22 protein-coding genes are annotated in these 25164 nt (G+C 59.8%); 11 read left to right on the forward strand and 11 right to left on the reverse strand.

Going from position 1 to position 25164, the window contains the following annotated elements:
- Window positions 1-39: 39 nt before the first annotated feature.
- On the reverse strand, window positions 40-618 hold the full coding sequence (locus tag AOA61_RS06900; RefSeq protein WP_032888817.1) for a PilZ domain-containing protein: 579 nt from the start codon (window positions 616-618) through the stop codon (window positions 40-42).
- A gap of 94 nt (window positions 619-712) precedes the next feature.
- Between AOA61_RS06900 and AOA61_RS06905 the strand changes: the two genes are divergently transcribed.
- The 3 genes from AOA61_RS06905 to AOA61_RS06915 are packed head-to-tail and all read left to right on the forward strand — an operon-like array spanning window position 713 to window position 3952.
- Window positions 713-1963 (forward strand): lipoprotein-releasing ABC transporter permease subunit, encoded by a 1251-nt coding sequence (locus AOA61_RS06905; RefSeq protein WP_032888819.1) that lies wholly within the window; start codon window positions 713-715, stop codon window positions 1961-1963.
- A 7-nt stretch (window positions 1964-1970) separates the two neighbouring features.
- Window positions 1971-2654, forward strand: a complete 684-nt coding sequence (gene lolD, locus AOA61_RS06910; RefSeq protein ID WP_164444762.1) for a lipoprotein-releasing ABC transporter ATP-binding protein LolD — start codon at window positions 1971-1973, stop codon at window positions 2652-2654.
- A gap of 53 nt (window positions 2655-2707) precedes the next feature.
- Window positions 2708-3952 carry a lipoprotein-releasing ABC transporter permease subunit gene (locus AOA61_RS06915; protein WP_095184121.1) on the forward strand — a complete coding sequence of 415 codons (1245 nt, stop codon included), beginning with the start codon at window positions 2708-2710 and terminating at the stop codon, window positions 3950-3952.
- A gap of 104 nt (window positions 3953-4056) precedes the next feature.
- Here the strand turns inward: AOA61_RS06915 and AOA61_RS06920 are convergent, their stop codons facing one another.
- Complete coding sequence (locus AOA61_RS06920; RefSeq protein ID WP_099601502.1) at window positions 4057-5412, reverse strand: heavy metal sensor histidine kinase; 1356 nt, start codon at window positions 5410-5412, stop codon at window positions 4057-4059.
- The gene (locus tag AOA61_RS06925) at window positions 5409-6089 is read right to left on the reverse strand and encodes a heavy metal response regulator transcription factor (RefSeq protein WP_099601411.1); all 681 of its coding nucleotides are present in this window, start codon (window positions 6087-6089) and stop codon (window positions 5409-5411) included. Before AOA61_RS06925 ends, AOA61_RS06920 begins: the two co-directional genes overlap by 4 nt.
- A 157-nt stretch (window positions 6090-6246) precedes the next feature.
- Here AOA61_RS06925 and AOA61_RS06930 point away from each other — a divergent pair, with 157 nt between their 5' ends.
- Together AOA61_RS06930 and queF are read left to right on the forward strand one after the other, a co-directional pair.
- A complete protein-coding gene (locus tag AOA61_RS06930; protein WP_099601412.1) occupies window positions 6247-6759 on the forward strand; it encodes a plastocyanin/azurin family copper-binding protein in 513 nt (170 codons plus the stop codon).
- Window positions 6760-6825: 66 nt separating this feature from the next.
- Window positions 6826-7656, forward strand: coding sequence for an NADPH-dependent 7-cyano-7-deazaguanine reductase QueF (gene queF, locus AOA61_RS06935; RefSeq protein WP_099601413.1), 831 nt, complete (start codon window positions 6826-6828; stop codon window positions 7654-7656).
- Window positions 7657-7781: 125 nt separating this feature from the next.
- Here queF and AOA61_RS06940 read toward each other — a convergent pair whose 3' ends face one another.
- On the reverse strand, window positions 7782-8048 hold the full coding sequence (locus AOA61_RS06940) for a DUF4404 family protein (RefSeq protein ID WP_032888829.1): 267 nt from the start codon (window positions 8046-8048) through the stop codon (window positions 7782-7784).
- A 110-nt stretch (window positions 8049-8158) separates the two neighbouring features.
- Complete coding sequence (locus AOA61_RS06945) at window positions 8159-8767, reverse strand: hypothetical protein (protein WP_032888830.1); 609 nt, start codon at window positions 8765-8767, stop codon at window positions 8159-8161.
- Window positions 8768-8962: 195 nt separating this feature from the next.
- Between AOA61_RS06945 and AOA61_RS06950 the strand changes: the two genes are divergently transcribed.
- On the forward strand, window positions 8963-9652 hold the full coding sequence (locus AOA61_RS06950) for a VacJ family lipoprotein (protein WP_099601414.1): 690 nt from the start codon (window positions 8963-8965) through the stop codon (window positions 9650-9652).
- A gap of 62 nt (window positions 9653-9714) precedes the next feature.
- Here the strand turns inward: AOA61_RS06950 and AOA61_RS06955 are convergent, their stop codons facing one another.
- The gene (locus AOA61_RS06955; protein WP_095184124.1) at window positions 9715-10011 is read right to left on the reverse strand and encodes a PilZ domain-containing protein; all 297 of its coding nucleotides are present in this window, start codon (window positions 10009-10011) and stop codon (window positions 9715-9717) included.
- Between the two features lie 278 nt (window positions 10012-10289).
- Between AOA61_RS06955 and rssB the strand changes: the two genes are divergently transcribed.
- Together rssB and rssC are read left to right on the forward strand one after the other, a co-directional pair.
- Window positions 10290-11471, forward strand: a complete 1182-nt coding sequence (gene rssB, locus AOA61_RS06960; protein WP_032888836.1) for a two-component system response regulator RssB — start codon at window positions 10290-10292, stop codon at window positions 11469-11471.
- Window positions 11471-11953 (forward strand): anti-sigma factor antagonist RssC, encoded by a 483-nt coding sequence (rssC, locus tag AOA61_RS06965; protein WP_032888838.1) that lies wholly within the window; start codon window positions 11471-11473, stop codon window positions 11951-11953. The genes rssB and rssC overlap by 1 nt, the downstream gene beginning before the upstream one ends.
- A gap of 183 nt (window positions 11954-12136) precedes the next feature.
- On the opposite strand, the gene tal is transcribed toward rssC, so the two are convergent.
- The 5 genes from tal to AOA61_RS06990 all read right to left on the reverse strand — a co-directional run bounded on the left by tal (window position 12137) and on the right by AOA61_RS06990 (window position 17962).
- Entirely contained in the window at window positions 12137-13063 is a 927-nt protein-coding gene (gene tal, locus AOA61_RS06970) for a transaldolase (protein WP_032888840.1), read from the reverse strand.
- Window positions 13064-13376: 313 nt separating this feature from the next.
- Window positions 13377-14363, reverse strand: coding sequence for a tRNA dihydrouridine(20/20a) synthase DusA (gene dusA / locus AOA61_RS06975; RefSeq protein WP_099601415.1), 987 nt, complete (start codon window positions 14361-14363; stop codon window positions 13377-13379).
- A 152-nt stretch (window positions 14364-14515) separates the two neighbouring features.
- Window positions 14516-15244: a metallophosphoesterase gene (locus tag AOA61_RS06980; RefSeq protein ID WP_099601416.1), complete on the reverse strand. Its 729-nt coding sequence runs from the start codon at window positions 15242-15244 to the stop codon at window positions 14516-14518.
- A 530-nt stretch (window positions 15245-15774) separates the two neighbouring features.
- Window positions 15775-16593 (reverse strand): lipopolysaccharide kinase InaA family protein, encoded by an 819-nt coding sequence (locus AOA61_RS06985; RefSeq protein ID WP_256583350.1) that lies wholly within the window; start codon window positions 16591-16593, stop codon window positions 15775-15777.
- 181 nt (window positions 16594-16774) lie between these two features.
- A complete protein-coding gene (locus AOA61_RS06990; protein WP_099601418.1) occupies window positions 16775-17962 on the reverse strand; it encodes an MFS transporter in 1188 nt (395 codons plus the stop codon).
- A gap of 163 nt (window positions 17963-18125) precedes the next feature.
- Here AOA61_RS06990 and AOA61_RS06995 point away from each other — a divergent pair, with 163 nt between their 5' ends.
- From AOA61_RS06995 to AOA61_RS07005, 3 genes are all read left to right on the forward strand, one after another.
- Window positions 18126-20939, forward strand: a complete 2814-nt coding sequence (locus AOA61_RS06995; protein ID WP_099601419.1) for an ATP-binding protein — start codon at window positions 18126-18128, stop codon at window positions 20937-20939.
- A complete protein-coding gene (locus AOA61_RS07000) occupies window positions 20936-22135 on the forward strand; it encodes an EAL domain-containing protein (RefSeq protein ID WP_095184174.1) in 1200 nt (399 codons plus the stop codon). Before AOA61_RS06995 ends, AOA61_RS07000 begins: the two co-directional genes overlap by 4 nt.
- A gap of 125 nt (window positions 22136-22260) precedes the next feature.
- Window positions 22261-25158, forward strand: coding sequence for an ATP-binding protein (locus tag AOA61_RS07005; RefSeq protein WP_099601420.1), 2898 nt, complete (start codon window positions 22261-22263; stop codon window positions 25156-25158).
- Window positions 25159-25164: the final 6 nt, after the last annotated feature.

Consider the following 25164-nt stretch of genomic DNA (forward strand, 5'->3'; position numbering starts at 1 on the left):
CTCCTTTGCGCCAGGCTGGCTGGCGTAGTGAATACGAATTCAGATGTCGTCGCTTTGTTCCCGCGCCAGGCGGCGTTCCTGGGCCTGCTTTTGCAGGATGTAGCGCGCCAGCAGTTGGCGTTGGGTATCGGTCATGGACTCGAATTCCGTACCCACGTCAAAGCCATCGCCCTTGGGATCGCAATGGGTGACCCGTGCCCGCAGCAGCAGGCCGAGCGCCTGGGGCATCAGCACCAGCTTGACGGCCAAGTGAGCGCCGGTGACCAGTGAGGTAGGGTGTTGGAAGTCGATACCGCCTTCGGAGATGATCACCGGCTGCGGTGCGCCCACCTCATCGAGCAGGCCGCGTGCCATGATCTGGCTGAGGAGGTCTACGCGCTTGTTCTGCACGCGCAGGAAGGCGGCGAGGGTGCGGTCCTTCTCGCTCAGTTGGCGCAGCAGGTGCTGGGCTTCGAATTCGCTGAGATGCAATTCGCTGAGCAGGTTGAACAGCGGTGAATCATCCAGCAACACTTCCTTGCTCGCCGCTTCGGGGGCCGACAGGTTTTTGATTTGGAGTGCGATCATGTCGTCGATACGGTAGTATTCGCGGCGCTCTTCTTCATCTAATGTCGACATGGCGAACCCCAGGTAACGGTAATGGTCAGAGTGTAAAGCTGCTTACCAGACCCCGCCACCGGGACGTCTTCTTTTCCTCCGAACAAGCCCCGACATGTTCAGACCTCTCTTCGTATTTATTGGCACGCGTTATACCCGTGCAAAGCGCCGCAATCATTTTGTGTCGTTCATTTCCTTGACCTCGATGATCGGGCTCGCCTTGGGCGTAGTCGTGATGATTGTGGTGCTGTCGGTGATGAACGGCTTCGATCATGAGATGCGCACCCGCGTGCTGGGCATGGTGCCCCACGCGACCATCGAGTCGGGCGAGCCGATCAACGATTGGCAAAACCTGGCCGCCAAGGTCAAGCAGAACCCCAAGGTCGTGGCCGTTGCGCCGTTTACCCAGATGCAGGGGCTGCTGACCCATGATGGCAAGGTGCAGAAGATCTTGCTCAATGGCATCGACCCAGCCCAGGAACGCAACGTGTCGATCATCGACAAGTTCATGTTGCAGGGCAAACTCGACGATCTGGCGCCTGGCGATTTCGGCATCGTGATCGGCGACAAGGCCGCAGCCAAGCTCGGCGTGGGCCTCGGCGACAAGCTGACCTTCGTCGCGCCGGAAGTCACCGTGACCCCGGCGGGCATGTTTCCGCGCATGAAACGCTTTACCGTGGTCGGCACCTTCCATGTGGGCGCCGGCGAAATCGACGGCTACCTCGGGCTGACCAATCTCACCGATCTGGCCCGCCTCCAGCGCTGGCAGCCGGATCAGGTGCAGGGCCTGCGCCTGAAGTTCAGCGATTTGTTCGACGCCCCGCGCGGTGCCTGGGATATCGCCCAGCACTTGGGTGAAACCGAGTATTACGCCCGTGACTGGACCCGTACCCACGGCAACCTGTACCAGGCCATCCGCATGGAAAAAGCCATGATCGGCCTGCTGCTGCTGCTGATCGTCGCTGTGGCCGCGTTCAACATCATTTCCACGCTGGTGATGGTGGTGAATGACAAGAAAGGCGACATCGCCATCCTGCGTACCCTGGGCGCCACGCCGGGGCAGATCATGGCGATCTTCATGGTGCAGGGCACCGTGATCGGCGTGGTGGGTACCTTGATCGGCACCGCCGTGGGCATCCTGGCCGCGCTTAACGTCAGCGCAGCCATCGCCTTGCTTGAGAAAGTGATCGGCCACAAGTTCCTCAATGCAGACGTCTACTTCATCGACTACTTGCCGTCCCAGGTTCAGGCCCAGGACGTGTTGATGGTGGGCGGCGCTGCGTTGGTCCTGAGTTTCCTTGCCACCCTGTATCCAGCCTGGCGCGCGGCACGTACCCAGCCAGCACAGGCCTTACGTTATGAGTGAATCGGGCATGAGTGAAAAAGCAATCCTGAGCTGCCGCAACCTGGGCAAATCCTACGAGGAAGGCCCTGAGTCAGTGGTGGTGCTGTGCAACCTGCAACTTGAGCTGCATCCAGGCGAACGCGTGGCGATCGTCGGCAGTTCCGGTTCCGGCAAAAGTACCTTGCTGAACCTGTTGGGCGGCCTCGACACGCCGTCCCAGGGCAGCGTCTGGCTGGCTGGCGAAGAATTGTCAGCCTTGAATGAAAAGGCCCGTGGCCAGTTGCGCAACCGTTCGTTGGGTTTTGTGTACCAGTTTCACCACTTGTTGCCGGAATTCACCGCACTGGAAAACGTCTGCATGCCGCTGCTGATCGGCAAGACCGCAATCCCGGAAGCACGCCAGCGTGCCAAGGCCTTGCTGGAGCGTGTCGGCTTGGGCCATCGCCTTGAGCACAAGCCGGCCGAACTGTCCGGCGGCGAGCGCCAGCGTGTGGCAATCGCCCGCGCCCTGGTGAACAACCCAGGCCTGGTGATGCTCGACGAGCCCACCGGCAACCTCGACTCCCACACCGCCCAGGGCATCAAGGATTTGATGCTGGAGCTGAGCACCCAGATGCGCACTGCATTCCTGGTGGTGACCCATGACATGAGCATGGCCCGCCAGATGGACCGCGTGCTGCACCTGCAGGAAGGTCATCTGGTCGCCATCTGACCCGTTTCAAGCCTGGCGTCGGGCTTTTTTAATTTTTCAGGCGGTGCAAGCGAATGTTCAGACCGTTATCGATTTTCATCGGCACGCGCTATACCCGCGCCAAGCGCCGCAACCGTTTTGTTTCGTTTATCTCGATGACCTCGATGATCGGCCTCGCCCTGGGCGTATTGGCGATGATCGTAGTGCTGTCGGTGATGAACGGCTTCCAGCGCGAAATGAGCTCGCGCATCCTCGGCATGGTGCCCCACGCCACCATCGTCGGCGTGAACCCGATTGATGATTGGCAGCCGGTGGCCGCGGCGGCGATGAAGAATCCGCAAGTGACCGCTGCAGTACCGTTTACGCAGATGGACGGCATGTTCTCCTACAAGGGCGCGATGCAGCCGATCGAGATCAGCGGCGTCGACCCGGCCCAGGAAGGCAAGGTGTCGATCGTGGCCCAGCACATCGTTCAGGGCAAACTGGACGACCTGAAGCCCGGCGAGTTCGGCGTGGTGGTCGGTGAAATCACCGCCCGGCGTTTCCGCTTGAACGTGGGCGACAAGCTCACCCTGATCGTTCCGGAAATCAGCACTGCGCCGGGCGGCATCACCCCGCGTATGCAGCGGTTGAACGTGGTGGGGATTTTCAAGGTCGGCGCCGAGTTGGATGGTTCCATGGCCTTGATACACATGGCCGACGCGGCGGAAATCCAGCATTGGCAGCCGAACCAGGTGCAGAGTGTGCGCTTGGCGGTTAAAGATTTGTACGCAGCGCCCAAGGTGTCCACGGACATTGCCACCAGCCTCGGCGCGGCCTACAAGGCAGATGACTGGACCCACACCCAGGGCAGCCTGTTCAGCGCGATGAAAATGGAAAAGACCATGATCGGCCTGCTGCTGCTGATGATCGTCGCCGTGGCCGCGTTCAACATCATCGCCACCTTGATCATGGTAGTGAATGACAAAGGCGCGGATATCGCGATCCTGCGCACCATCGGCGCCACGCCCCGGCAGATCATGGCGATCTTCATGGTGCAGGGCACGGTGATCGGCATTGTCGGCACCTTGATCGGCGGCGTGCTGGGGGTGATTGCAGCGCTCAACGTGAGCGAGTTGGTGGGCTGGGTCGAGCGGGTGAGCGGGCAGCATATCTTTAGTTCGGATGTGTACTTCGTCAGCAACCTGCCTTCGGAGCTGCAAGGTGGCGATGTGGTGCTGATCTGCACCGCCGGGTTTGTGTTGAGCTTTTTGGCGACGCTGTATCCGGCGTATCGGGCGGCGAAGATTGAGCCGGCGCATGCGCTGAGATACTCGTAATTATTGAGACCGCTATCGGGGGCAAGCCCTCTCCCACATTTGAGGTATTCATAGATCAAAGTGTGGGAGGGGGCTTGCCCCCGATAGGGCCGGTGCAGCTTGCATCAATCTACAGCTGGCAGCTCAATCACAAACCGCGTCCATCCAGCCCCGGACTCACAAAAAATCCTCCCCCCATGGGCGCGCACGATCGACTGGGTAATCGCCAGCCCCAGCCCCGCATGTTCGCTGCTGCCTTCATGGCGCGCCGGGTCGGCCCGATAGAACCGATCAAACAGCCTCGGTAGCAACGCCCCGGGGATGCCTTCACCGGTGTTCTCCACCGCTAGCGTCACGCCCATTGCGCCTTCGGTTATTCTTACCCGCACTTCGCCGCCTGCCGGGGTGAACCTGAGGGCGTTATCCAGCAAGTTCGACAAAGCCCGGCGCAACATGCCGCGATCCCCGGCTGTATGAGCGCTGCCTTCTCGTACCAGCGATACGTGCGCGTCCTCGGCCAGCAACGCAAAGAACTCCAGCAACGCCTCCACTTCATCGGCCAGGGCCAATGGCTCACGCTTGGGCATCAGCAAACCGTGGTCCGCCTTGGCCAGGTACAGCATGTCGTTGACCAGTTGGGCCATCCATTGCAGCTCTTCCAAATTACTGTGCAGCGCCTCGCGGTAATCCTCCAGCGGGCGTGGCTGGGTGAGGATGACTTGGGTCTGGGTCAGCAGGTTCGACAGCGGCGTGCGCAGTTCATGGGCAATGTCGGCGGAGAAGGCCGACAGGCGTTGGAACGCGTCGTCCAATCGTCCCAGCATGGCGTTGAAGGCCTGGGCCAGTTCAGCCAGTTCCGCCGGCATGTGTTGCTGTGGCAGGCGCTGGGTCAAGGAGTGGGCCGATACGCTGGCAGCCACTTCGCCCATGCGCCGCAATGGGCGCAAGCCGCTGCGTGCGGCCCAGGCGCCCAGCAGCGCGGTGGCGAGGGCAGAGAGGCCAACGGTGAGCCAGATCAAACGCTGCATGCGTTGCAGGAAGTGCTGGTGGTGGGTGATGTCGAGTATCAGGCTCAGTTGCGGTGAGTCAGCTTGGCCAGCGTTCAGTGGCGCATTGTAGACGCGGTAATCGGTGCCGGCATTTTGTAGGCTATGCAGGCCGGGCGCGGTGGGCAGGGCGACGTTCGGCGCATCGTCCAGCCAGCGCTGGCCGGCTGAAGTGATGCGCAGTGCAAGGTCGGGCTGTCGATTGAGTTCGACGCGCAGTTGCGCCTCGCGTTGGTTGAACGCTTGAGGTGAGTCGACACCCTGCAAGGTGCTGCGCAACGCCACAAGTTTGCTGTCGAGTTGCTGCTGGTCCAACTCGACAAAGTGCGCCTCACTGGCTTGGTTGAATAGCACGCCTGCAATCAGCGAGACCACTGCCGTACAAGCCGCAAACAATAGTGCCAGGCGGCTGGCGAGGGACAGGCGCTTGATCAATTGCACCGCTCCTCCAGCACATAGCCCATGCCGCGAACGGTGTGGATCAGCTTATTAGGGAAGTTGTCATCGACTTTGAGGCGTAGGCGGCGGATCGCTACTTCGATGATGTTGGTGTCGCTGTCGAAATTCATGTCCCACACCTGGGAGGCGATCAGCGTTTTGGGCAGCACTTCGCCCTGGCGGCGCAGCAGCAGTTCCAGTAGAGAAAACTCCTTGGCGGTCAGGTCGATACGTTGGCCGTCGCGCTCGACGCGGCGGCGGATCAGGTCCAAACGCAGGTCGGCCACTTGCAGGGCGGTTTCCTGGGGCGTGCTGCTGCCACGGCGCAACAGGCTGCGCACCCGCGCCAGCAATTCGGAGAAGGCGAAGGGTTTGACCAGGTAATCGTCGGCGCCCAATTCCAGGCCATGCACGCGGTCCTCTACGGCATCCCGGGCGGTCAGAAATAGCACCGGGATCTCCAGACCCGCACTGCGCACCGCTTGCAGGATTTGCCAACCGTCGCGACCGGGCAGCATTACATCCAGGATCAGCAGGTCATAATCGCCGGTCAGCGCCAGGTGCTGGCCGCTGGTGCCGTCGGCCACCAGTTCGGTGGTAAAGCCAGCCTCGGCCAGGCCTTGACGCAGATAGTGGCCGGTTTTCGGTTGGTCTTCGACGATCAGCAATTTCATGGGGTAGCTCTTGGCAACGGGTGGCGAGGGGGCTTTATACCGTGGGGACCAGGTGCGGGGCGCAACCTGACAAAGTTGTAATCTAGCAGTCAGTTGGCTGGCAGCGGCGTAATCTTAGAGTGCGGCTCAAGCCGGTTATACATTTTGGAGAAGAGAGATGACGTTGCGTACACCCCAGTTGTTGGCGGGTTGCCTGTTGGCGTTGAGTTTCAATGCACTGGCTGATGCATCCCACAGCTATGCATTTGGTCAACCAGCGGCGGCTGACAAGGCCACGCGCACCGTAGAAGTGACGCTGCAGGATATTGCCTTTGCGCCCAAGTCCCTGGACGTAAAAGCCGGTGAGACGGTGCGCTTCGTGCTGGTCAACAAGGGCCAGTTGCTGCATGAATTCAACCTCGGTGACGCGGCGATGCACGCGGCGCATCAGAAGGAAATGTTGCAGATGCAGGCCAGTGGCATGCTCACGTCTACCGGCATGGGCAAGATGGACCACAGCGCCATGGGCCACGGTGCAATGAAGCACGATGACCCGAACAGTGTGCTGGTCGAGCCCGGTAAAACTGCTGAGCTGACGTGGACATTCACACAGGCCACCGGTCTGGAGTTCGCCTGTAACCTGCCCGGGCATTACCAGGCAGGCATGGTCGGCAAGCTGACCGTTGAGTAAGGCGTTTCTTAAGGGCGGGGGCAAAGGCTGGTAGACTGGCGCGGTTTATTTAGCCAGGTTTCCGCCATGCATCCCGCAGCCGAACATTCGCCGCTGGGCAAGTCCAGTGAATACATCTCCACGTACACGCCTTCGTTGCTGTTCCCGATTCCTCGCGCCGCCAAGTGGGCCGAGCTGGGCCTGAGTGCCGAGACCCTGCCTTACAAGGGCGTGGATTTCTGGAACTGCTTCGAACTGTCCTGGCTGTTGCCGTCGGGCAAGCCGGTGGTGGCCATTGGTGAGTTCAGTATCCCGGCCGACTCGCCGAATATCATCGAGTCCAAGTCATTCAAGCTGTACCTCAACTCGCTGAACCAGACCGCCTTTGCCGATACGCAAAGCCTTGAGTCGACACTGCGCGCTGACCTGAGTGCCGCCGCCGGCAAACCAGTGACCGTACGCATCCGCAGGCTTGCAGAGATCGAGGCCGAGGGTGTGATGGCATTGCCGGGCGTATGCATTGACGATCTGGATATCAACGTCAGCAGCTACGAACATCCGCGCCCTGAGTTGTTGCGTTGTGACGACTCGCGGATTGTCGAGGAGAGCGTGCACAGCCACCTGCTCAAGTCTAACTGCCCGGTTACCAGCCAGCCGGACTGGGGCAGCGTGGTGGTGGAGTACCGTGGTCACGCGTTGGATCACGCCAGCCTGTTGGAGTACATCGTGAGCTTTCGCCAGCACTCGGACTTCCATGAGCAGTGTGTGGAGCGCATCTTCCTCGACCTGCAGCGCCTGCTGAAGCCGGAGAAATTGACGGTGTATGCACGGTATGTGCGGCGCGGCGGGCTGGATATCAACCCTTATCGCAGTACCGAGGATGTGGCGTTCCAGAACGTGCGCCTGGCCCGCCAGTAAAACAAATGTGGGAGGGGGCTTGCTCCCGATAGCAGAGGTTCAGGCACAGGTTCGGTGACTGACGCTCCGCAATCGGGGGCAAGCCCCCTCCCACATTCTGGTTCTGTGTCTGGCTTGGGTTCGGGTTAAATGCCGATGTTGCCCAGGGTGATCACGATATTGCGCAGTGTCCCGGCAATGCCCGGATGGTCCAGTTCAAAACCTTCCACTGCACGGTTCACATCATCTGCGATGCTCGGTGTCTGGGTGGCCGGTTCCAATTCAAGTTGCACTTCGAATTTGGCAATCAACCCTTCCAGCGCTTCACGTTTTTCTTCCGATAGCGGTGGCTCCTGCTCCAATTGCCCGCGCAGGATATTGACCTGTTCTTCCAGTTTTTTGCGATCAGGCATGACGTTCTTCCTTTTATCGATAGGCACTGGCATAGACCACGGCACGCTGAGAAAGGTCTACGGGATGAACTGTAGATTAATCCACCGGCGCCGACTGTGCATGATCTCGATCAGGGCTTCTCGCCTTTGAGCTGGCGCCGGCTGATGTCTGCCAGGCAGGTGCCGAGTTCGCCTAAGTGATCGATCACAGAATGCACTCCCAGCCCATACAGCGTCACGGTGGCCTTGCCGCGCTTGTGTTCGCGTTCCTTGTCGCTCAGTGCCTGCCATTGCTCGGGCGCTAAGCCACACAGCGAACCGCAGGAGGCCAGACCGATGGTCCACAGCCCGGCGTTAAGTCCCGATTGCAACAAGCGCGGCTCGCCGCTGACCAGGACGCAGCCTTCAAGGCGTTCGATATTCAATTCCATCAGCGCTTGCCAGCACGCGTGGGGGGCGGGCCAGCGGATGGAGGAGGGCGAGGCTGCTTTGAGCCAGGTGGGCAAGGTGGCGGCCAAAGGAGTGGTCACCGCAGGCGGCAGCTCATCCAGCCAAGCGCAGGGCACGCCCAGCTCTTTGAGGTTGCGCAGGATTTTCAGGGCGCCCGGCGTGGCTTGTGAATCCGGGGAAGGAGAGTCGGTGCGCGCCTGTGAGCCAAAATCCACTAGGCAGCCACTCAGGCCAAACAGCACGGCGGTCAAGGCGGGTGCGCTGGTGATTGCAATCTCGGCTTGAGGCATGTCGACATCCCTGAAATAGCTGTGACGCTATCGAGGCAGGATGACACTCCGATGACAGTTGGCTCAATTGTAGGAATTTTGTCCATTTGCGGTATGAGTTTTCCCGGCGGCTGCCTAATTGGGCACTTCCGTCATATACTGGCTACCCTATTCAGGGCATAGCGCCCATGACAGACCATTCAAGGAGCAAAAGCTATGCGCTGGAGCCACTACTTCGCTCAGCTGTCGGTGTGTGCCACCGTTCTGCTGGCCCCGTTAGCTGTGCAAGCTGCGTCGGAAGATGATCCATGGGAAAGCGTCAACCGCCCGATCTTTACCTTCAACGACACTGTTGATACCTATGCCCTCAAGCCATTGGCCCAAGGCTATCAATGGATCACTCCGCAATTTGTTGAAGACGGTATCCACAACTTCTTCCGCAACATCGGCGACGTCGGCAACCTGGCCAACAATGTGTTGCAGCTCAAACCTCACAATGCAGGTGTCGATACTGCCCGTTTGCTGGTTAACACCACGTTCGGTGTGCTGGGCTTCATCGACGTAGGCACCAAAATGGGGCTGCAACGCAGCGATGAAGACTTCGGCCAGACACTCGGCTACTGGGGCGTTGGCAGCGGTCCGTACGTGATGATCCCTCTGCTGGGTCCAAGCACCCTGCGTGATGCGCCGTCCAAGTACGTCGACAGCTACACCCAGCCTTATCGCTATATGGATGATGTGTCCCTGCGTAACAGCGTCATGGGCCTTGGCATCGTCGACGCCCGTGCCAGCTTGCTCGACAGTGAGAAGCTGATCACCGGCGACAAATACACCTTCATTCGTAACGCCTACCTGCAGAACCGTGAGTTCAAGGTCAAAGATGGCAAGGTCGTCGACGACTTTTAAGAGGTGATCGTTTGAAATGAAAAAAGGCGATCCAGAGTGATCGCCTTTTTTGTGCGCGGGTTTCAGCGCATTTTCAGGATGCTGAGGCCCAATTGCTGATCATTGCCCACCGTTTTGGCCCACACCACTTTGGTATCTGCCTCCAGGCCTTTAAGGGCCGCATGTTCTGAATCAATGCGCACGGTCAGCAGGTCTCCTACGTTGAACTGGCGCGGTGCCTGCACTTGCATTCCGGAGCTGGAAAGATCCACGCAAACCCCGGCAATCTCTTGGCCTTCGTGGATCAAAGACACATCGGCATCCACTCGCATGCGGATGAAATCGCGTTTCTCGGCGTAGTCGCGCTCGTGTTCGCTCATGGGTTCCATCCTTACTTTGTGTTGTGGTCGTGGCTGTTCTTATAACTCCCGGTGATTTGCGATGTAAAGACGCCTGGCGACCATCGGCATGAGCTTGAAACACCTGGCGGATGGGAGTACCGTCTGCGCCTTAGAAGGGCACCTCTGCTTTACAGTTGTGCGTGGGCAAAACGCCTACGCTTTTGTAGGACAGAGAGGCTAGAAAGCGAATCCAGTAGTGTGACCCCGGCCATTGCCGAGTTGCCTACGCCAACCTAATTCTGGCGCCGTTTGCCCACATGCAAAAAACCAGTGCCACGCTGCTGATAATCGATGACGACGAAGTAGTGCGCGCGAGTCTCGCGGCCTATTTGGAAGACAGTGGATTCAGCGTCCTGCAGGCCAGTAATGGCCAACAGGGTCTCCAGGTATTCGAGCGCGACCAGCCCGACCTCGTGATCTGCGACTTGCGCATGCCCCAGATGGGCGGCCTGGAGCTGATTCGCCAGGTGACTGAGCTTGCCCCGCAGACTCCGGTGATTGTTGTGTCCGGTGCCGGCGTGATGAACGACGCCGTTGAGGCCTTGCGCCTGGGCGCCGCCGACTACCTGATCAAACCCCTGGAAGACCTTGCGGTGCTGGAGCACTCAGTGCGCCGCGCGCTGGATCGTGCACGTCTACTGGTCGAGAACCAGCGTTACCGCGAAAAGCTCGAAACCGCCAACCGCGAGCTCGAAGCCAGCCTGAACCTGCTCCAGGAAGACCAGAACGCCGGTCGCCAGGTACAGATGAACATGCTGCCGGTCAGCCCATGGACCATCGACGAGTTCAAGTTTGCGCACCAGATCATCCCTTCGCTGTACCTGTCGGGTGATTTTGTCGACTACTTCCGTGTGGATGAGCGACGTGTGGCGTTCTATCTGGCCGACGTTTCGGGCCACGGTGCTTCCTCTGCTTTTGTCACCGTGTTGTTGAAGTTCATGACCACACGGCTGTTGTTTGAATCCAAGCGCAATGGCACCTTGCCGGAATTCACCCCCTCCGAGGTGCTGGGCCACATCAACCGAGGCCTGATCAGCTGCAAGCTCGGCAAGCACGTGACGATGGTAGGCGGCGTGATCGATGAAGAAACCGGTCTTTTGACCTACAGCATTGGCGGTCACCTGCCGATGCCTGTTTTATACACTCCAGACAGTGTGCGTTACCTGGAAGGGCGTGGTCTGCCCGTCGGCTTGTTCAATGAAGCCACCTACGAAGACCACATTTTGGAACTGCCGCCGACCTTCAGCCTGACGCTGATGTCCGATGGCATCCTGGACCTTCTTCCAGAGCCTACACTCAAAGAGAAAGAAGCCGCCTTGCCCCAACGGGTCAAGGCAGCTGGCGGCAGCCTGGATGGCCTGCGGCAGGTTTTTGGATTGGCCACGCTAGGGGAGATGCCGGATGATATCGCCCTATTGGTGTTGAGCAGGAATCTTTGATGAGTACCGGAAGAATCCAATTCGCTGAGCAAGACGGGACCTTCGTCCTGAAGTTTGTCGGTGAAGTGCGCCTGACCTTATGTTCGGCGCTGGATGCGACGATTGAGCGGATCTTCACTGCGCTGAACTTCTCGGCGATCGTGATCGATCTGACTGAAACTCGCAGCATTGACAGCACCACCCTTGGGCTATTAGCCAAGTTGTCCATTCTGTCTCGGCAGAAGGTTGGCCTGTTGCCGACCGTCGTCACCACCCACGAAGACATCACCCGGCTGCTGCAGTCCATGGGCTTTGATCAGGTGTTCAACATCGTTGATCGTCCGATTCCTTGCCCAGAATGTCTTACCGACCTGCCGTCCCAGGATCAGTCCGAAGAAATGGTGCGGGTGAAGGTGCTGGAAGCGCACAAGATCCTGATGGGCCTCAATGAGTCAAATCGCGAAGCGTTTCACGACCTCGTCAACGCCCTCGAGCGTCACTGATCCTTCTGTCGAACACATTCCAAATGTCGGAGGAGCCTCGATAGCGCAGTGTCAGTCAGCACATTCACAACTGACTCACCGCTATCGGGAGCAGCCGCTCCCGCAGTTGAACTGAGATCGGTTTGAGACACAAAAAAAGGGCGGTACCCTCGCAGGTACCGCCCTTTTTGCCGTCCCCGCTGTTTACAGCTTGGCGGACAACAGCGCCTCAAGTTTTTCCTGGTCACGGGCAAACTGACGAATGCCCTCCGCCAGCTTCTCAGTCGCCATCGCATCTTCGTTGGACTCCCAACGGAACTGCGCTTCAGTCATATGCACTCGCGCTTCACCGGCATGGCCAGGCGACAGCTTACGCTCCAGTTTGCCTTCATCCGCCGCCAGCTTCTCCAGCAGGTCCGGGCTGATGGTCAGGCGATCACACCCGGCCAATTCTTCAATCTGGCTCAGGTTACGGAAGCTCGCACCCATCACTACCGTTTTATAACCATTAGCCTTGTAGTAGTTGTAGATGCGCGTAACCGACTGCACGCCCGGATCATCGGAGCCGGTGTAGTCGTTACCGTTGGCCTTCTTGTACCAATCGTATATGCGGCCCACGAACGGCGAAATCAGGAATACCCCAGCCTCAGCACACGCCACAGCCTGGGCAAAGGAGAACAACAGTGTCAGGTTGGTCTGGATCCCTTCTTTCTCCAGCTTCTCTGCCGCGCGGATGCCTTCCCAGGTAGAGGCGATCTTGACCAGTACACGGTCGCGGCCAACGCCGGCTTTTTCGTACAGGTCAATCAGACGGTGCGCACGCTTGAGAATGGCGGCCTCGTCGAACGACAGGCGGGCATCCACTTCGGTGGAAATGCGGCCCGGCACAACTTTAAGAATCTCTTGCCCCACCGCGACCGCAAAACGGTCGCTGGCCAGGCCCACATCACCGTTGCAGTCCTGCACGCACTCATCCAGCAGCTTGGCATAGCCCGGAATCGACGCGGCCTTGAGCAGTAGGGAAGGGTTGGTGGTTGCATCCTGCGGCTTGAGCTTGGCGAGGGTGGAAAAATCGCCGGTATCGGCTACGACAGTGGTGAATTGCTTGAGTTGTTCCAGCTTGGAAGTCATGAGCGTGCTCTGTCCTATGGGTCTGATGACATTACCCGAGCGCCGAGAGGCGCTCAAGGGCGCAAATGCGTTCGATCGTTTGCGAGGGCAACAACCTGAAAACAGCCGTTTGAATGACCGGCCGTGGTGCTAAATAGGAGGGCAAATTCGCCAGCAGGTTCAACCCAACTGCCCGATGACACTTGGATATCGCCTTCATGCCTACTGATGCCTTCCCCGGCACACACCGCGCCAAATGTGGGAGGGGGCTTGCCCCCGATGACGGTGTGCCAGCTCAGCCAATGATCAACGGACTCCCCTGGAAGCCACCCAATCAACGCCCTTCCAACAAAGCCCCAGCCTGATCCAACAATGCCAACGGATCCGCGGCCTTATGAATATCCACCGACAGCAACTGCCTGAACTTGCGTGCCCCGGGGAACCCAGTGCCCAGTCCCAGCACATGCCGCGTAATATGATGCATCGTCCCGCCACCGGCCAAATGCTCAGCAATGTAAGGCCGCAACTGCGCCAACGCGTCCGCTCGACTGATCACTGGCTGTGCACTGCCAAACAACTGCTGATCCACCTCCGCCAGCAAATACGGATTGTGATAAGCCTCCCGCCCCAACATCACGCCATCAAACGTCTGCAAGTGCTCATGGCACTGCTCCAGCGTCTTGATGCCCCCGTTGAGCACAATCTCCAACTCAGGGAAGTCCTGCTTCAACTGCGCCGCCACGTCATAGCGCAAGGGCGGAATGTCCCGATTCTCCTTAGGCGATAACCCCTCCAGAATCGCAATCCGCGCATGCACGGTGAAACTGGTGCAACCGGCGTCCTTCACCGTCCCGACGAAATCACACAACTGCGCATAACTGTCCCGGCCATTGATCCCGATACGGTGCTTCACCGTCACCGGAATCGACACCGCATCACGCATCGCCTTCACACAATCGGCCACCAGCGCCGGATGAGCCATCAGGATCGCGCCAATCATATTGTTCTGCACCCGATCGCTGGGGCAGCCGACGTTCAAGTTCACTTCGTCGTAACCGGCGGTCTCCGCCATGCGCGCGCAGGCCGCCAGATCCGTCGGAACGCTACCGCCCAATTGCAGCGCAAGCGGGTGCTCGGCCTCGCTGTGACGCAGGAAACGCTCATGGTCGCCATGGAGGATCGCCCCAGTGGTGACCATTTCGGTGTAGAGCAGGGCGTGTTTGGAGAGCAGGCGCAGGAAGAACCGGCAGTGGCGGTCAGTCCAATCCATCATCGGGGCAACGGAGAAGTGGCGGGAGAGTGGAGCTGTTTGTAGGGACATTGGGAATCTGAGTCAACGAGGCGAGTGGCCTAGTTTATCAGGGATGTATCAGGGGTGTTTTGCGCTCTTCACCGTCTCAAGCGACAGGGGACACGGTGAGGATCCTCAATCAATGATTGTGTCGGATATCGTGGTCTGACCCTGGCGTCTCTTTATTGCATTGCTTGCATGGAAACGTTTGTAGCCGTCTGAGTCGTTAGTTCTATGAGGGTTAACGCTCCGTCGTCAAAGGAGCAGCCTGTATCTATGTAGATCGTATTTCCCAAATAGGTAAGGGAGGATACAGTTGAATGGCCGACATAAACTTGATCAATACCTTGAGTTAAAGCTTCGTCGAGGCTTTCGATTTTTGTTCTGGCGTACAGTGCTTTTTCTAACGCTAGGCGTTGATGGACTTCGCCAAACTGACCCGTAATAGCGTCTTTTGCACTCTGCCAGGTGTCATTGTTATGCGTCAGCGGAGTCTCTGCGTGCACAATCCCAATTTTTCGACCATCTGTTAATTCAACCTCTATTATTAGAGGAAGATCTTTTAAGGCGTCAGACAGGGTTTGTTGAAATTTAGTTGATAGTTTGTAGAGCCATGCTCCACCGTTGCGCGAATGCCTGGCAATGTCGCCATTGCCAGAAACACAGTCGATAACCATCTGTTCATGGTTGCCTCTCACGGCGTGAAACCAGGGCTTCTGTAGCCAGACCACGGCATCGATGGAGTCGGGTCCTCTGTCAATGAGGTCGCCCACAGAGAAGATTCGATCTATGCGTTCATTGAAGTCCACTTTTTTTAAAAGAAGCTCTAATAGCTTGAAGTGCCCGTGGACGTCACCGACTATAAAATCTCGACCAATTTTGTTGGGTAAAAACGACTGGGTTTTGTGCATGGTGAGTGATCGAGGGGGGATATTTAATTTTAAGGATACTACGTACTAGGAGACTTGGTAACGTACGCATGGAAATCGCGGCTTCCCCCCTGCGCCCGCTATTTAAAGTACGAGCGAATCCTTGTACACGTCTTGCTGGTGACTTTGGGTAGCCGATGTGTCGCTGCAGGCGGTGCCATTTGGATAATGCAGTGTTCCTTATGGCCATCGCCATAAACCATCACTGCCGAGGTAGTGGAGGAGCCATCTTCGTTCAAGTACGTTGTGACATTTTCACTGTTCTCTGGGCGTTTATCAGGGCCGCCGTAGGGATCAGGGTTCGCGGGGGACTCGGCCGCATAGGCAGCCTGGGCGAGCAATAGAAGCGTGAGTGCACAAATGAATTTCACAGTGGGCCCTTCGACACAGTTTGGGAATCAGTAAATACAGATTGAGGCGGCTGTGCAGCTCAGACCGCTAAATCCCTCAGGAAATTTCCCGCACTTTCTCGCCCGGCCCTGTGCAAGCCCGCTACTACAGGCAGGGCTGCGTCAGCCCACTTCGACAGTGCCTTTATGGAAAATCTCACGCCGTGCCCGGCGGCTGATGTTTTCGTGCTTGCTGAGTGTGTACATCTCGTCAAAGCGCGTACGGTCGATACCGGGATAGTTGACCAGTTCTTCCATCACCATGCGGTCGTAATCCTGCTCGATCACAAAGCGGAAGACCTCGCGTCGATAATAGAAGCCGAATTGAAAGGCCAGCACTTCGGTGAGGTAGTCAGTCTGGGTGAGGAAGCAGTTCTCCAGGTCAATCGCCTTGGCGCACGTGGGGTGTTGCGGGTCGACCATCACATTGTTGGCCCAGAAGTCCATGTGGATGATGTGTTTGCTGTGCAGGGCGCGCAGCAGTTTGAATGACGCAGTGATCAGGCTTAGGACGCCGCGTTCCTGCTTGAGCCATTCCAGGCCGCTGAGGTAGCCGTCGAGCATCTCGGTGAAGATGAAGAATTCCTGGATTAGGCCAAGCGCAGATTTTCTGTAACCGAAACCACGCAGTCCGGCGACCGGTGCGCCGCGCTTCTGCGCGCCCAGGGTGTTGATGACTTCCTCAACGGGCCAGTCGAATGTGCCGTCGCGTTTGGAGCGCCCTAAGGTGACGCGCAGTTTTGGACGCAGGCTGTCCAACGGTTGGGACTTGGCGAACAGATCGTTCTCCATGCCTTTCAACGGCGCGCTGATGCGGTTTTTGAGTTGATGGCGAGTGTCGATCAGGTCCTGAATCGCTTGGTGGACTCCGTCGTCGCTGGTGTGTGTGGTGAACACCGTCGCGTTGCCGTGATTGAGCGTTGCGGGAAAATTCTCAAGCACATTTCTATCGGGAAAGCTCAAAACACATCCTTGTCATTCGGAAAAGTATTACAGATATGTTACATGCACGATCTATTGGATCCAACCTGAACGTAACCTGTCTGGAAATGAAATATTTTTCACGTAGGGTTTTCTGAGCGTTTTCTGGCGTTGATGCCTGATTTCAAGGAGTTCTATTACTTTATTCCCCGCCTTTCATCCGTCGTGCAATCAGATAGATCCCCAACCCGGCCAACGCTGTGACTGCGCCGATATAGCCGGTGCTGGTCCAGCCCAACCCGGCCGTGATCGCCATGCCGCCAAACCACGGGCCCAGCGCGTTCGCCAGGTTGAATGCCGCATGGTTGGACGCTGCCGCCAGGCTTGGCGCTTCGTGGGCAATGTCCATCAGGCGGATCTGCAACGGTGCAGCCAACGCCACCATGGTGCCGACCAGGCCCATGCTCAGCAGTACGCCCCACAGCGATGCCGCTGCGAACGGAAAGAACAGCAATACGCCAATCGACCACACCAGGATCCAACCCACCGCGCGAAACTGCATGCGATCAAACAGCTTGCCGCCGGCGATATTGCCGATGATCCCGCCCACGCCAAACGCGGCGAGGCCAAAGGGAATCCACTGTGGCGAGACTTTGGTCACTTCGAGCATGGTCGGTGCCAGGTAGCTGAACACGCAGAACATCCCGGCAAACCCGATTGCGCCGATGGACAGTGCCATCCACACCTGGGGTTTGGTGAAGGCACGCAGTTCCTTGCGTGGGTCGCTGCGTTCTTCGTCATGGCGGTGCGGCACGAATTGCCAGACGAGGGCGATGGTGCACAGCGCAATCACGCTGACCAGCGCGAACGCCGAGCGCCAGCCCAGGTGTTGGCCGAGGAAGGTGGCGATGGGGTTGCCGAGTAGCATGGCCAAGGTCAGGCCCATCATGACGCGGGCGACGGCACCGGCGCGTTTGTCGCTCGGCACCATGCTGGAGGCGACCACGGCGGCGATGCCGAAATAGGCGCCGTGGGGCAGGCCACTGATAAAGCGGAACGCCACCAGCGAACCGAAGGTGGGCGTGAATGCCGTTGCGAAGTTGCCCAGCGCGTACAAGCCCATCAACAGCAACAACATATGTTTGCGCAGCAGCTTGGCGCCGAGGATCGCCAGCAGCGGCGCGCCGACCATCACGCCCAGCGCATAGGCGCTGATGGCGTGGCCGACCTGAGGTTCGCTCAACCCCAGGTTCTGGGCGATGTCGGGCATCAGGCCCATGATCGCGAATTCGCCGGTACCGATCGCGAAAGCGCCCACGGCCATGGCGGCTTCCATTTTGGCGGCGCTGCGCGCGGGCAATACGTGCCCGGGTGTTTGCTGGATAGACATGGATCGCTCTGTGCAGGAGGGAAAGACGAGCCGCCGATCCTAACGAGGCGGCCACGAAGGAGTCTAGAACAGCGGATTACGCCTGAGTTCCATCCCATCACGGCGCCGGCCTTTGAGATCCGTCTTATTCACCCGGCTCCTGCTCATCCCTAACCTTTGGGCGATGAAACTCAAACATTTCCTGCAACCCCTCGATTCAACCTTCTCGACGCCCAAGGCAGCCCGCAAGTTGTTGCGTTTGTTTGCCTTTGCGTTGGTGCTCGGCGTTTATGTGGGGGCTTACAGTTATCTGCGTGCGGCATTCAGCGAGGAAATTTCGCTGCGGCGCAGTTATATGAACGAGGCGATTTCCGACGCACAGAGTTTTTTCGTCAGCCGCCAGACGCTGTTGAAGAGCCTCGGCCTGTCCACCGTCAGCCATAAGACGCCGCCCGTGGGCAACCTCAATGAAGTGCCGGCCGAAGAAGTGCATATCACCCTCGGTGAAGCAGGCAATATCTGGAGCCTGTGGCTGACCCGACGCATGCTTGATTACTTGCAGGCCAACCAGGTCAACCTGATTTACGTGCCGCAGCGTGCCACGCCGCTGGTCGAGCGCCTGTTTACCGTGGGCGAAGCGCCGGGAGCCGTACCGGAGTCGGTGTTGAAACGCTTGATGGCGGTGGATACCGGCAAGGTGTCGGTCAGCGATGAGTTGTGGCTGACCGAGCAGAGTCGCCTGGATTCATCGCTGTACATTTTTACGCGCCTGGACGAGCGCAGTCCTTCATCGGGCTGGCTTGGATTAGAGGTGGACGGACCGGACCTGATCAACGCCTTGCAGCATGAGAAGGCCGGCGACTTCATGTTGCTCGACGGTGCGGGCCAACTGATTTTCAGCAGCGCGCCCCATCAACCGGCGGCGGCGCAGGTGTTGCGCCAGTATCACTCCACCGCCAGTTTCGGCTGGGAAGGCAGCCGCTGGTTGCCCGACCGCCTGGCGATCCGCAAGCACTTGGGCTATTCGCACTGGCAGATCGTCTACAGCCTGGAGTTGAGCTCGCTGTTGCCCAGCCTGGCGCTGCCGTTGCTGGTCTGCCTGCTGCTGTGCGCGCTGGCGAGCCTGCTGATGGTGCGCCTGGTGCGGCGTATCGACCAGCGCCTGATCATCCCGGCGGCCAATCGCATCGAAGCGTTGGTGGAGAGCGAAGCGTTCAGCAGTGCGGTCATTCGGATCGCCCCGGTGGCCTTGTGCGTGCTACGGCGCAGTGACGGTGAAGTGGTGCTGGAAAACCCGTTGTCGCGCCAATGGCTGGGCAAGGGCCAGGAGCGCCGGCAACTGTGTCTCGACTGGGTTCGCCGGGCCTTCCATGACGCCGAACACGGCAGCACCGACGAGTTGCAGATGGCCGATGGTCGCCACCTGTTCCTGAGCTTTGCACCTACCCGTTACCAACGTGAAGAAGTGTTGATCTGTGCCTTCAGCGACATCAGCGAGCGCAAACAGGTCGAGTTGGCGCTGGAGCAGGCGCGAACCCTGGCGGATGCGGCCAACGAGGCCAAGACCCTGTTCCTCGCAACCATGAGCCACGAGATCCGCACGCCGTTGTATGGCGTGCTGGCCACCTTGGAGTTGCTTGCCCGCACCGAGCTCAACAACCAGCAGCGCGGCTACTTGAATGCCATCGAAGGTTCCTCCGCGAACCTGCTGCAATTGATCTGCGACGTGTTGGATGTCTCCAAGATCGAAGCCGGGCAGTTGTCCCTGGAACTCACGGTGTTTTCTCCGCTGGAACTGGTGCAGGAAGTGATTCAAGGCTACGCCGGTGCCGCCCAGAGCAAGGGCCTGCAATTGTTCAGTTGCCTCGACCCGCACACCCCCGAACGCGTGCGCGGCGATGTCACACGGATTCGGCAGATCCTCAACAACCTGCTCAACAACGCGCTCAAATTCACCGAGAGCGGGCGCATCGTCCTGCGTTTACGCCTGGAAAGCCGTGAGGGCGAGCGCAGCATGTTGCAGTGGCAGGTGGTCGACACCGGCAAAGGCATTGCGGCGCACGACCAGCCCGATTTGTTCGAGCCGTTCTTCCAGGCCAGCGGCAACGCCAATGTGGTGGCGGGCAGCGGGCTCGGGCTGTCGATCTGCAAGCGCCTGGTGCACTTGATGAACGGCACGTTGCGTGTGGTCAGCGAGCCGGGCCTGGGCAGCAGTTTTACCTTCAACTTGCCGTTGGAGCAGGTCACCGACGATCAGCCCTGGGCCTTGCCGTTGTTGGGCGAGCGGGTCTATGTGGTGTCACCGGTACGCGAACTGGCCGAGAGCATCGGCGGCTGGTTGCGGCGCTGGGGTGCGCGGGCGCAATTGGGCGTGCCCGAATCCGTCGCCACAGACCCCGGCGCGGTGCTGGTCGAGCTTTATCCTGGCGCGGTCGATGCTGCGCGGCTTCGCTGGTCGGGCCCACGGGTAGTTGCGTCGGCTGATGAGCATGGCGTCTCGCTGGGACCGGGCGCGTGTTGGCAGATCGGCTTGAACAACCTGCACGCGCTCAATCGTGCCGTCAGCCGCGCCCAGGGCATCGAGGAACACCTGTCGCCCATCCCCCGCGAGGCGCCCGCCGAGGTCAGCCTGAACCTGCGTCTGCTGGTGGCTGAAGACAACCTGATCAACCAATTGATCCTGCGCGATCAGTTGGAAGAACTCGGCTGCACCGTGGTGCTCGCCGGCGACGGTATCGAAGCGCTGTCGTTGTGGGGCGAACGCCCGTTCGACATGGTTCTCACCGACGTCAACATGCCGCGCATGAACGGCTACGAACTCACCGAACAACTTCGCCGCTTGGGCTGTTCGCTGCCGATCATCGGCGCCACGGCCAACGCGATGCTCGACGAAGCCGAGCGTTGCCTCAGCGCCGGCATGGACCACTGCCTGGTCAAGCCGTTTACCCTGCGCGCGCTCTATCAGTGCCTGCAGCGCTTTCAAAGGAGCGAGCCTTGAGTGCCTATCGCGTGCTCATCGTGGAAGACCATCCCTTTCAGCATGAGTACCTGATCAACGTGTTCCAGGCCATCGGCGGGTTTGACGTCGACGCGGTCTGGGATGGCGCCACCGCGTTGCAGCGCCTGGCCAGCCAGCATTACGACCTGTTGCTCAGCGACCTGATGATGCCGGGGATGGACGGTGTGCAACTGATCCAGCAACTGGCCGGCCTGCAGGCCCCGCCCGCGTTGGCGCTGATGAGTGTGGCTTCGCGGCGCATGTTGGTGGGGGCCGGGGAGGTCGCGGGCAACCTGGGCCTGACGGTCGCTGGATTACTGTCCAAACCGATCAGCGATCCGCAGGTGCGCAGCCTGCGCGATTGCCTCGACCGGCTGGCCGAACAGGCGCGCACGCCGTGTTGCCATCGCGGTGTCAACCTGGCGCGGGACACTCTGGCCCGCGCATTGACCAACGGTGAGATCCAGGCCTGGTTCCAGCCCAAGAAATCCCTGCACGACGGGCGTATTGTCGGCGCCGAAGCCCTGGCTCGCTGGGTCCACCCGCAGGAGGGCCTGCTGATGCCCGCCGAGTTTCTCGGCGGGATCGAACGCCAGGGCCTGGAAACCCAACTGCTGTCCTGCATCCTCGCCCAGACCCTGACCGCCCAGGCCCAGTGGGCGCAGCTCGGCTACCGGTTGCCGGTATCGATCAACCTGCCAACCCATCTGCTCGACCAGTGCGACCTGGTCGATCGCTTGCTGGCCCAAGTGCTGCAGCGCGACGCGGAGCCCCGGCAAATCACCTTCGAACTGATGGAAAGCTCCACCACACAGTTGGCCAGCAACTACTACGCTGGAGCATGTCGCCTGCGCCTGATGGGCTTCGGTCTGGCCCAGGATGATTTTGGCAAGGGCTTCAGTTCTTACTTCAACCTGGTGTCTACGCCGTTCAACGAGGTCAAGATCGACCGCTCACTGGTGCACGGTTGTGCAGACAACGAACACCTGGCGTCGGCCTTGCAAAGCATCATTGAACTGGGCCGCAAACTCGGCCTGACGACCATCGCCGAAGGCGCCGAAACCCAGGCTGAGCTGGCGGTGCTGAGGCGTTTTCGCTGCGACCAGGTGCAAGGCTTCTTGATTTCCCACGGCGTCGCTGCCGAAAAATTCAGCGCGCTGTTGATCGAAGATGGCCCTGCGCCAGCACTTATCTGAACGGCCGGGGTCACACAGTCAAGAAGCCCAGAGGAAGGGTCATCCGGTCAGCCGGGTGTTATCGGTCAATGCCGGATGAAGCATAGGCCCTACGTCCTGATTCCAGGCTTTTCGCGGTACTGACGATGAAACATGCAAGTCTGCGCCTGGACAAGCTGGCGCAAAGCTCTCAACGCCTGAACAAAGCCCTGTTGTTGCTCACCGGGCTCGCCTTGCTGCTGTCCAGCAGTTGCTATTGGGCAGTGTCGCGTTTGTTGGAAGCCGAACAGGAAAAGATCCAGTTTCACTTTGCCCGTGTGGTGGAAATCATCCATGAGCATGAGGCGTTTCTGCGCAATGTGGCCAGCGGCTACAGCCAGCGCAACTCGGCGCCGTTGCCGGCGGTGCAATCGACGTCGGTGGTGGAGGTGCAGCGCGACGCTGGGCAGGTGGTGTTGCAGGCCAAGGGGTTTGCGCTCTCGCTGCCGTTCACCTTGTCCCATGATCCCGGCTTATCGGCGGATGACACACGGCGCGCGCTGGCATTTGGCGTGCAATTGACCGACTACTATGGCGGCTATTGGGCCAGCTCGTTTTATGCATCGCCACAGCTGTTCGTGCTCACCCCTGACAACCTCACCAGCCTAGCTGTGCCCGGCATTGGCGGCCTACGCCAGCATCAGCCGTTGTTGCCCGGACAGTACCGCGAGGTGGTCGGGCGCTTGCATGAATTGCAACAGCGCCAGGCTGCCTTGCTCAATGACAGCCGCGTGCGCTGGATGCGCGCGCCGTCGCAGCTGTATCACGACAGCCGCAGCGTGGTCGCCATGATCGGTCTTGATGTGCCCGGCGCTGTGTTGCCGGCTGCTCAAGGCCAGGGCTTGCTGGCCTTGGCGGCGGTGGTGGATACGTCCCAGGTCGATGAGTTCGAGCGGGTGTTGCGACTGTCGGTCTACAACCAGTTCACCCTGATCGCGCCCGAGGGCGACGTGTTGCTCGGCAGCCTCGGCGACGAACAGATGGCGCCGATGGGCTTGAGCTTCAGCCGCCAGGGCTTGCGCTTCAAGATGACCAGCGCGGGCGGTGAACGCTGGACCGGCTTGTACGCCATCACCTATCAAGACTTCCTGCGCTACGCCAAATGGCCGCTGCTCGGTCTCGGCCTCACGTTCCTCGCCGCCATGCTGCTCGGCTGGTGGATCAATCATTGGTACAAGACGCGCATCGTCAGCCCGGCGCAGCGCGCTCAGGAGCGGCTGTTCGAGAGCGAAGCGTTCAACCGCATCATGCTCCACAACGCCCCGGCCGGGCTGTGCGTGGTGCGGCGCAGCGACACGCAACTGCTGCTGGAGAACCAGCGCGCCCTGCAATTGGGCGGCACTGCTTCCTTGCTGGCGGTACTCAAGGCCAACGACGGCGCCGACACCCCCGGCGAAATGTGCCTGGCGGTGGACGGCCGTTATTTGCAGGTTGTGGTGGTGGCCGCGCGCTACGAGGGCGACGACGTATTTCTTTGCGGCTGCAACGACATCACGCGGCATGTGGACGAAGCCCAATTACTGAACCAGGCCCGCCAGGAAGCCACCGCCGCCAACGAGGCCAAGACGGTGTTCCTCGCGACCATGAGCCATGAGATCCGCACCCCCTTATATGGCGTGCTGGGCAATCTGGAGCTGATGGCCCTGACCGACATGAGCGAGCGCCAGCGTCAGTACCTGGAAATCATCCAGGGCTCGTCCACTGTGCTGTTCCAGTTGATCAGCAACGTGCTCGACGTGTCGAAGATCGAGTCCGGGCAAATGGCGGTGGAGGCGGCTGCCTTCGATCCCCATCAACTGGTGGACGAGTCGGTGCTGGCGTTCACCGCCACGGCGCGCAACAAAGGCTTGCAGATCGACGCCGAGATCGACCCGCAGGTGCCGCAGCAACTGCGCGGCGATGCCGGGCGCATTCGGCAGATCCTGCACAACCTGTTGGGCAATGCGATCAAGTTCACCGACTCCGGCCGCGTGCGTTTGCGCCTCACCGTGCAACAGCTGTTCGAGCAGGAAGTCGCCTTGCAGTGGCAAGTCACCGACACCGGCGTGGGCATTCCGGAAAAGGCCGTGGAACAGCTCTTCAAACCGTTCTACCAAGTGGCCGGCGGCCAGGATGGCAATGGCGCGGGCCTTGGGCTGTCGATCTGCTCGCGCCTCAGTGAATTGATGGGCGGCAGCATGCGCGTGGTCAGCGAACCGGGCCTTGGCAGCAGTTTTTCGCTGTTCATTACCTTGCCGATTCTCACTCCCGTGCCCTCAGCCACCAGCCCGGCGCTTGCCTCGCCCTGTCTGGATGCGCCGTGCCTGAACGTGCGGGTGCTGGTGGCCGAAGACAACCCGGTCAGCCAGGCGGTATTGCAGGAGCAGCTCGAAGCGCTCGGGGCCCAGGCCACCGTGGCGCGGGACGGCGAGCATGCGTTGCAGATCTGGGGCTCGCAGCCTTTTGACCTGGTGATCACCGACATCAACATGCCACGCCTCAATGGTTACGATCTGGCCCGCGCCTTGCGCGAACAGGGCGTGCAGGTGCCGATTATCGGCGTCACCGCCAATGCGTTGCGCGAGGAAGGCGAACGCTGCCTCGCGGTGGGCATGAATGCCTGGGTGGTCAAACCGCTGAGCCTGAGCATGTTGCGCCAGGCGTTGATGGCGCACTGCAGGCGCGCCACGGCCCTGACGACACCGGCGCCGGACCGCGACCGCGAAGGCTGGATCGAGCTGTCGCCGTCCATGCGCAAACTGATGGGCGAGACCCTGCTGGTCGACGTGCAACTCATCGAACAGGGCCTGGACGCCGGCGACTCCGATCGGGTGCGCCAACGCCTGCACAGCCTCAACGGCGCGCTGGCCAGCGTGCGCGCCGGGCTGTTGTCCAACGCCTGTCAGACATGGGAAAACACCCTCTACGATGGCCCGCTGGACAGCCATGCCACCACGCAGATCCGTGTGTTGTGCGCGCGCTTGACGGCCGTCGCGCAGTGCCTGCTGGCCGAGTCATCCACCTGATGAACG

Source organism: Pseudomonas sp. 2995-1 (assembly GCF_002742505.1).
Taxonomy (GTDB): Bacteria; Pseudomonadota; Gammaproteobacteria; order Pseudomonadales; family Pseudomonadaceae; genus Aquipseudomonas; species Aquipseudomonas sivasensis.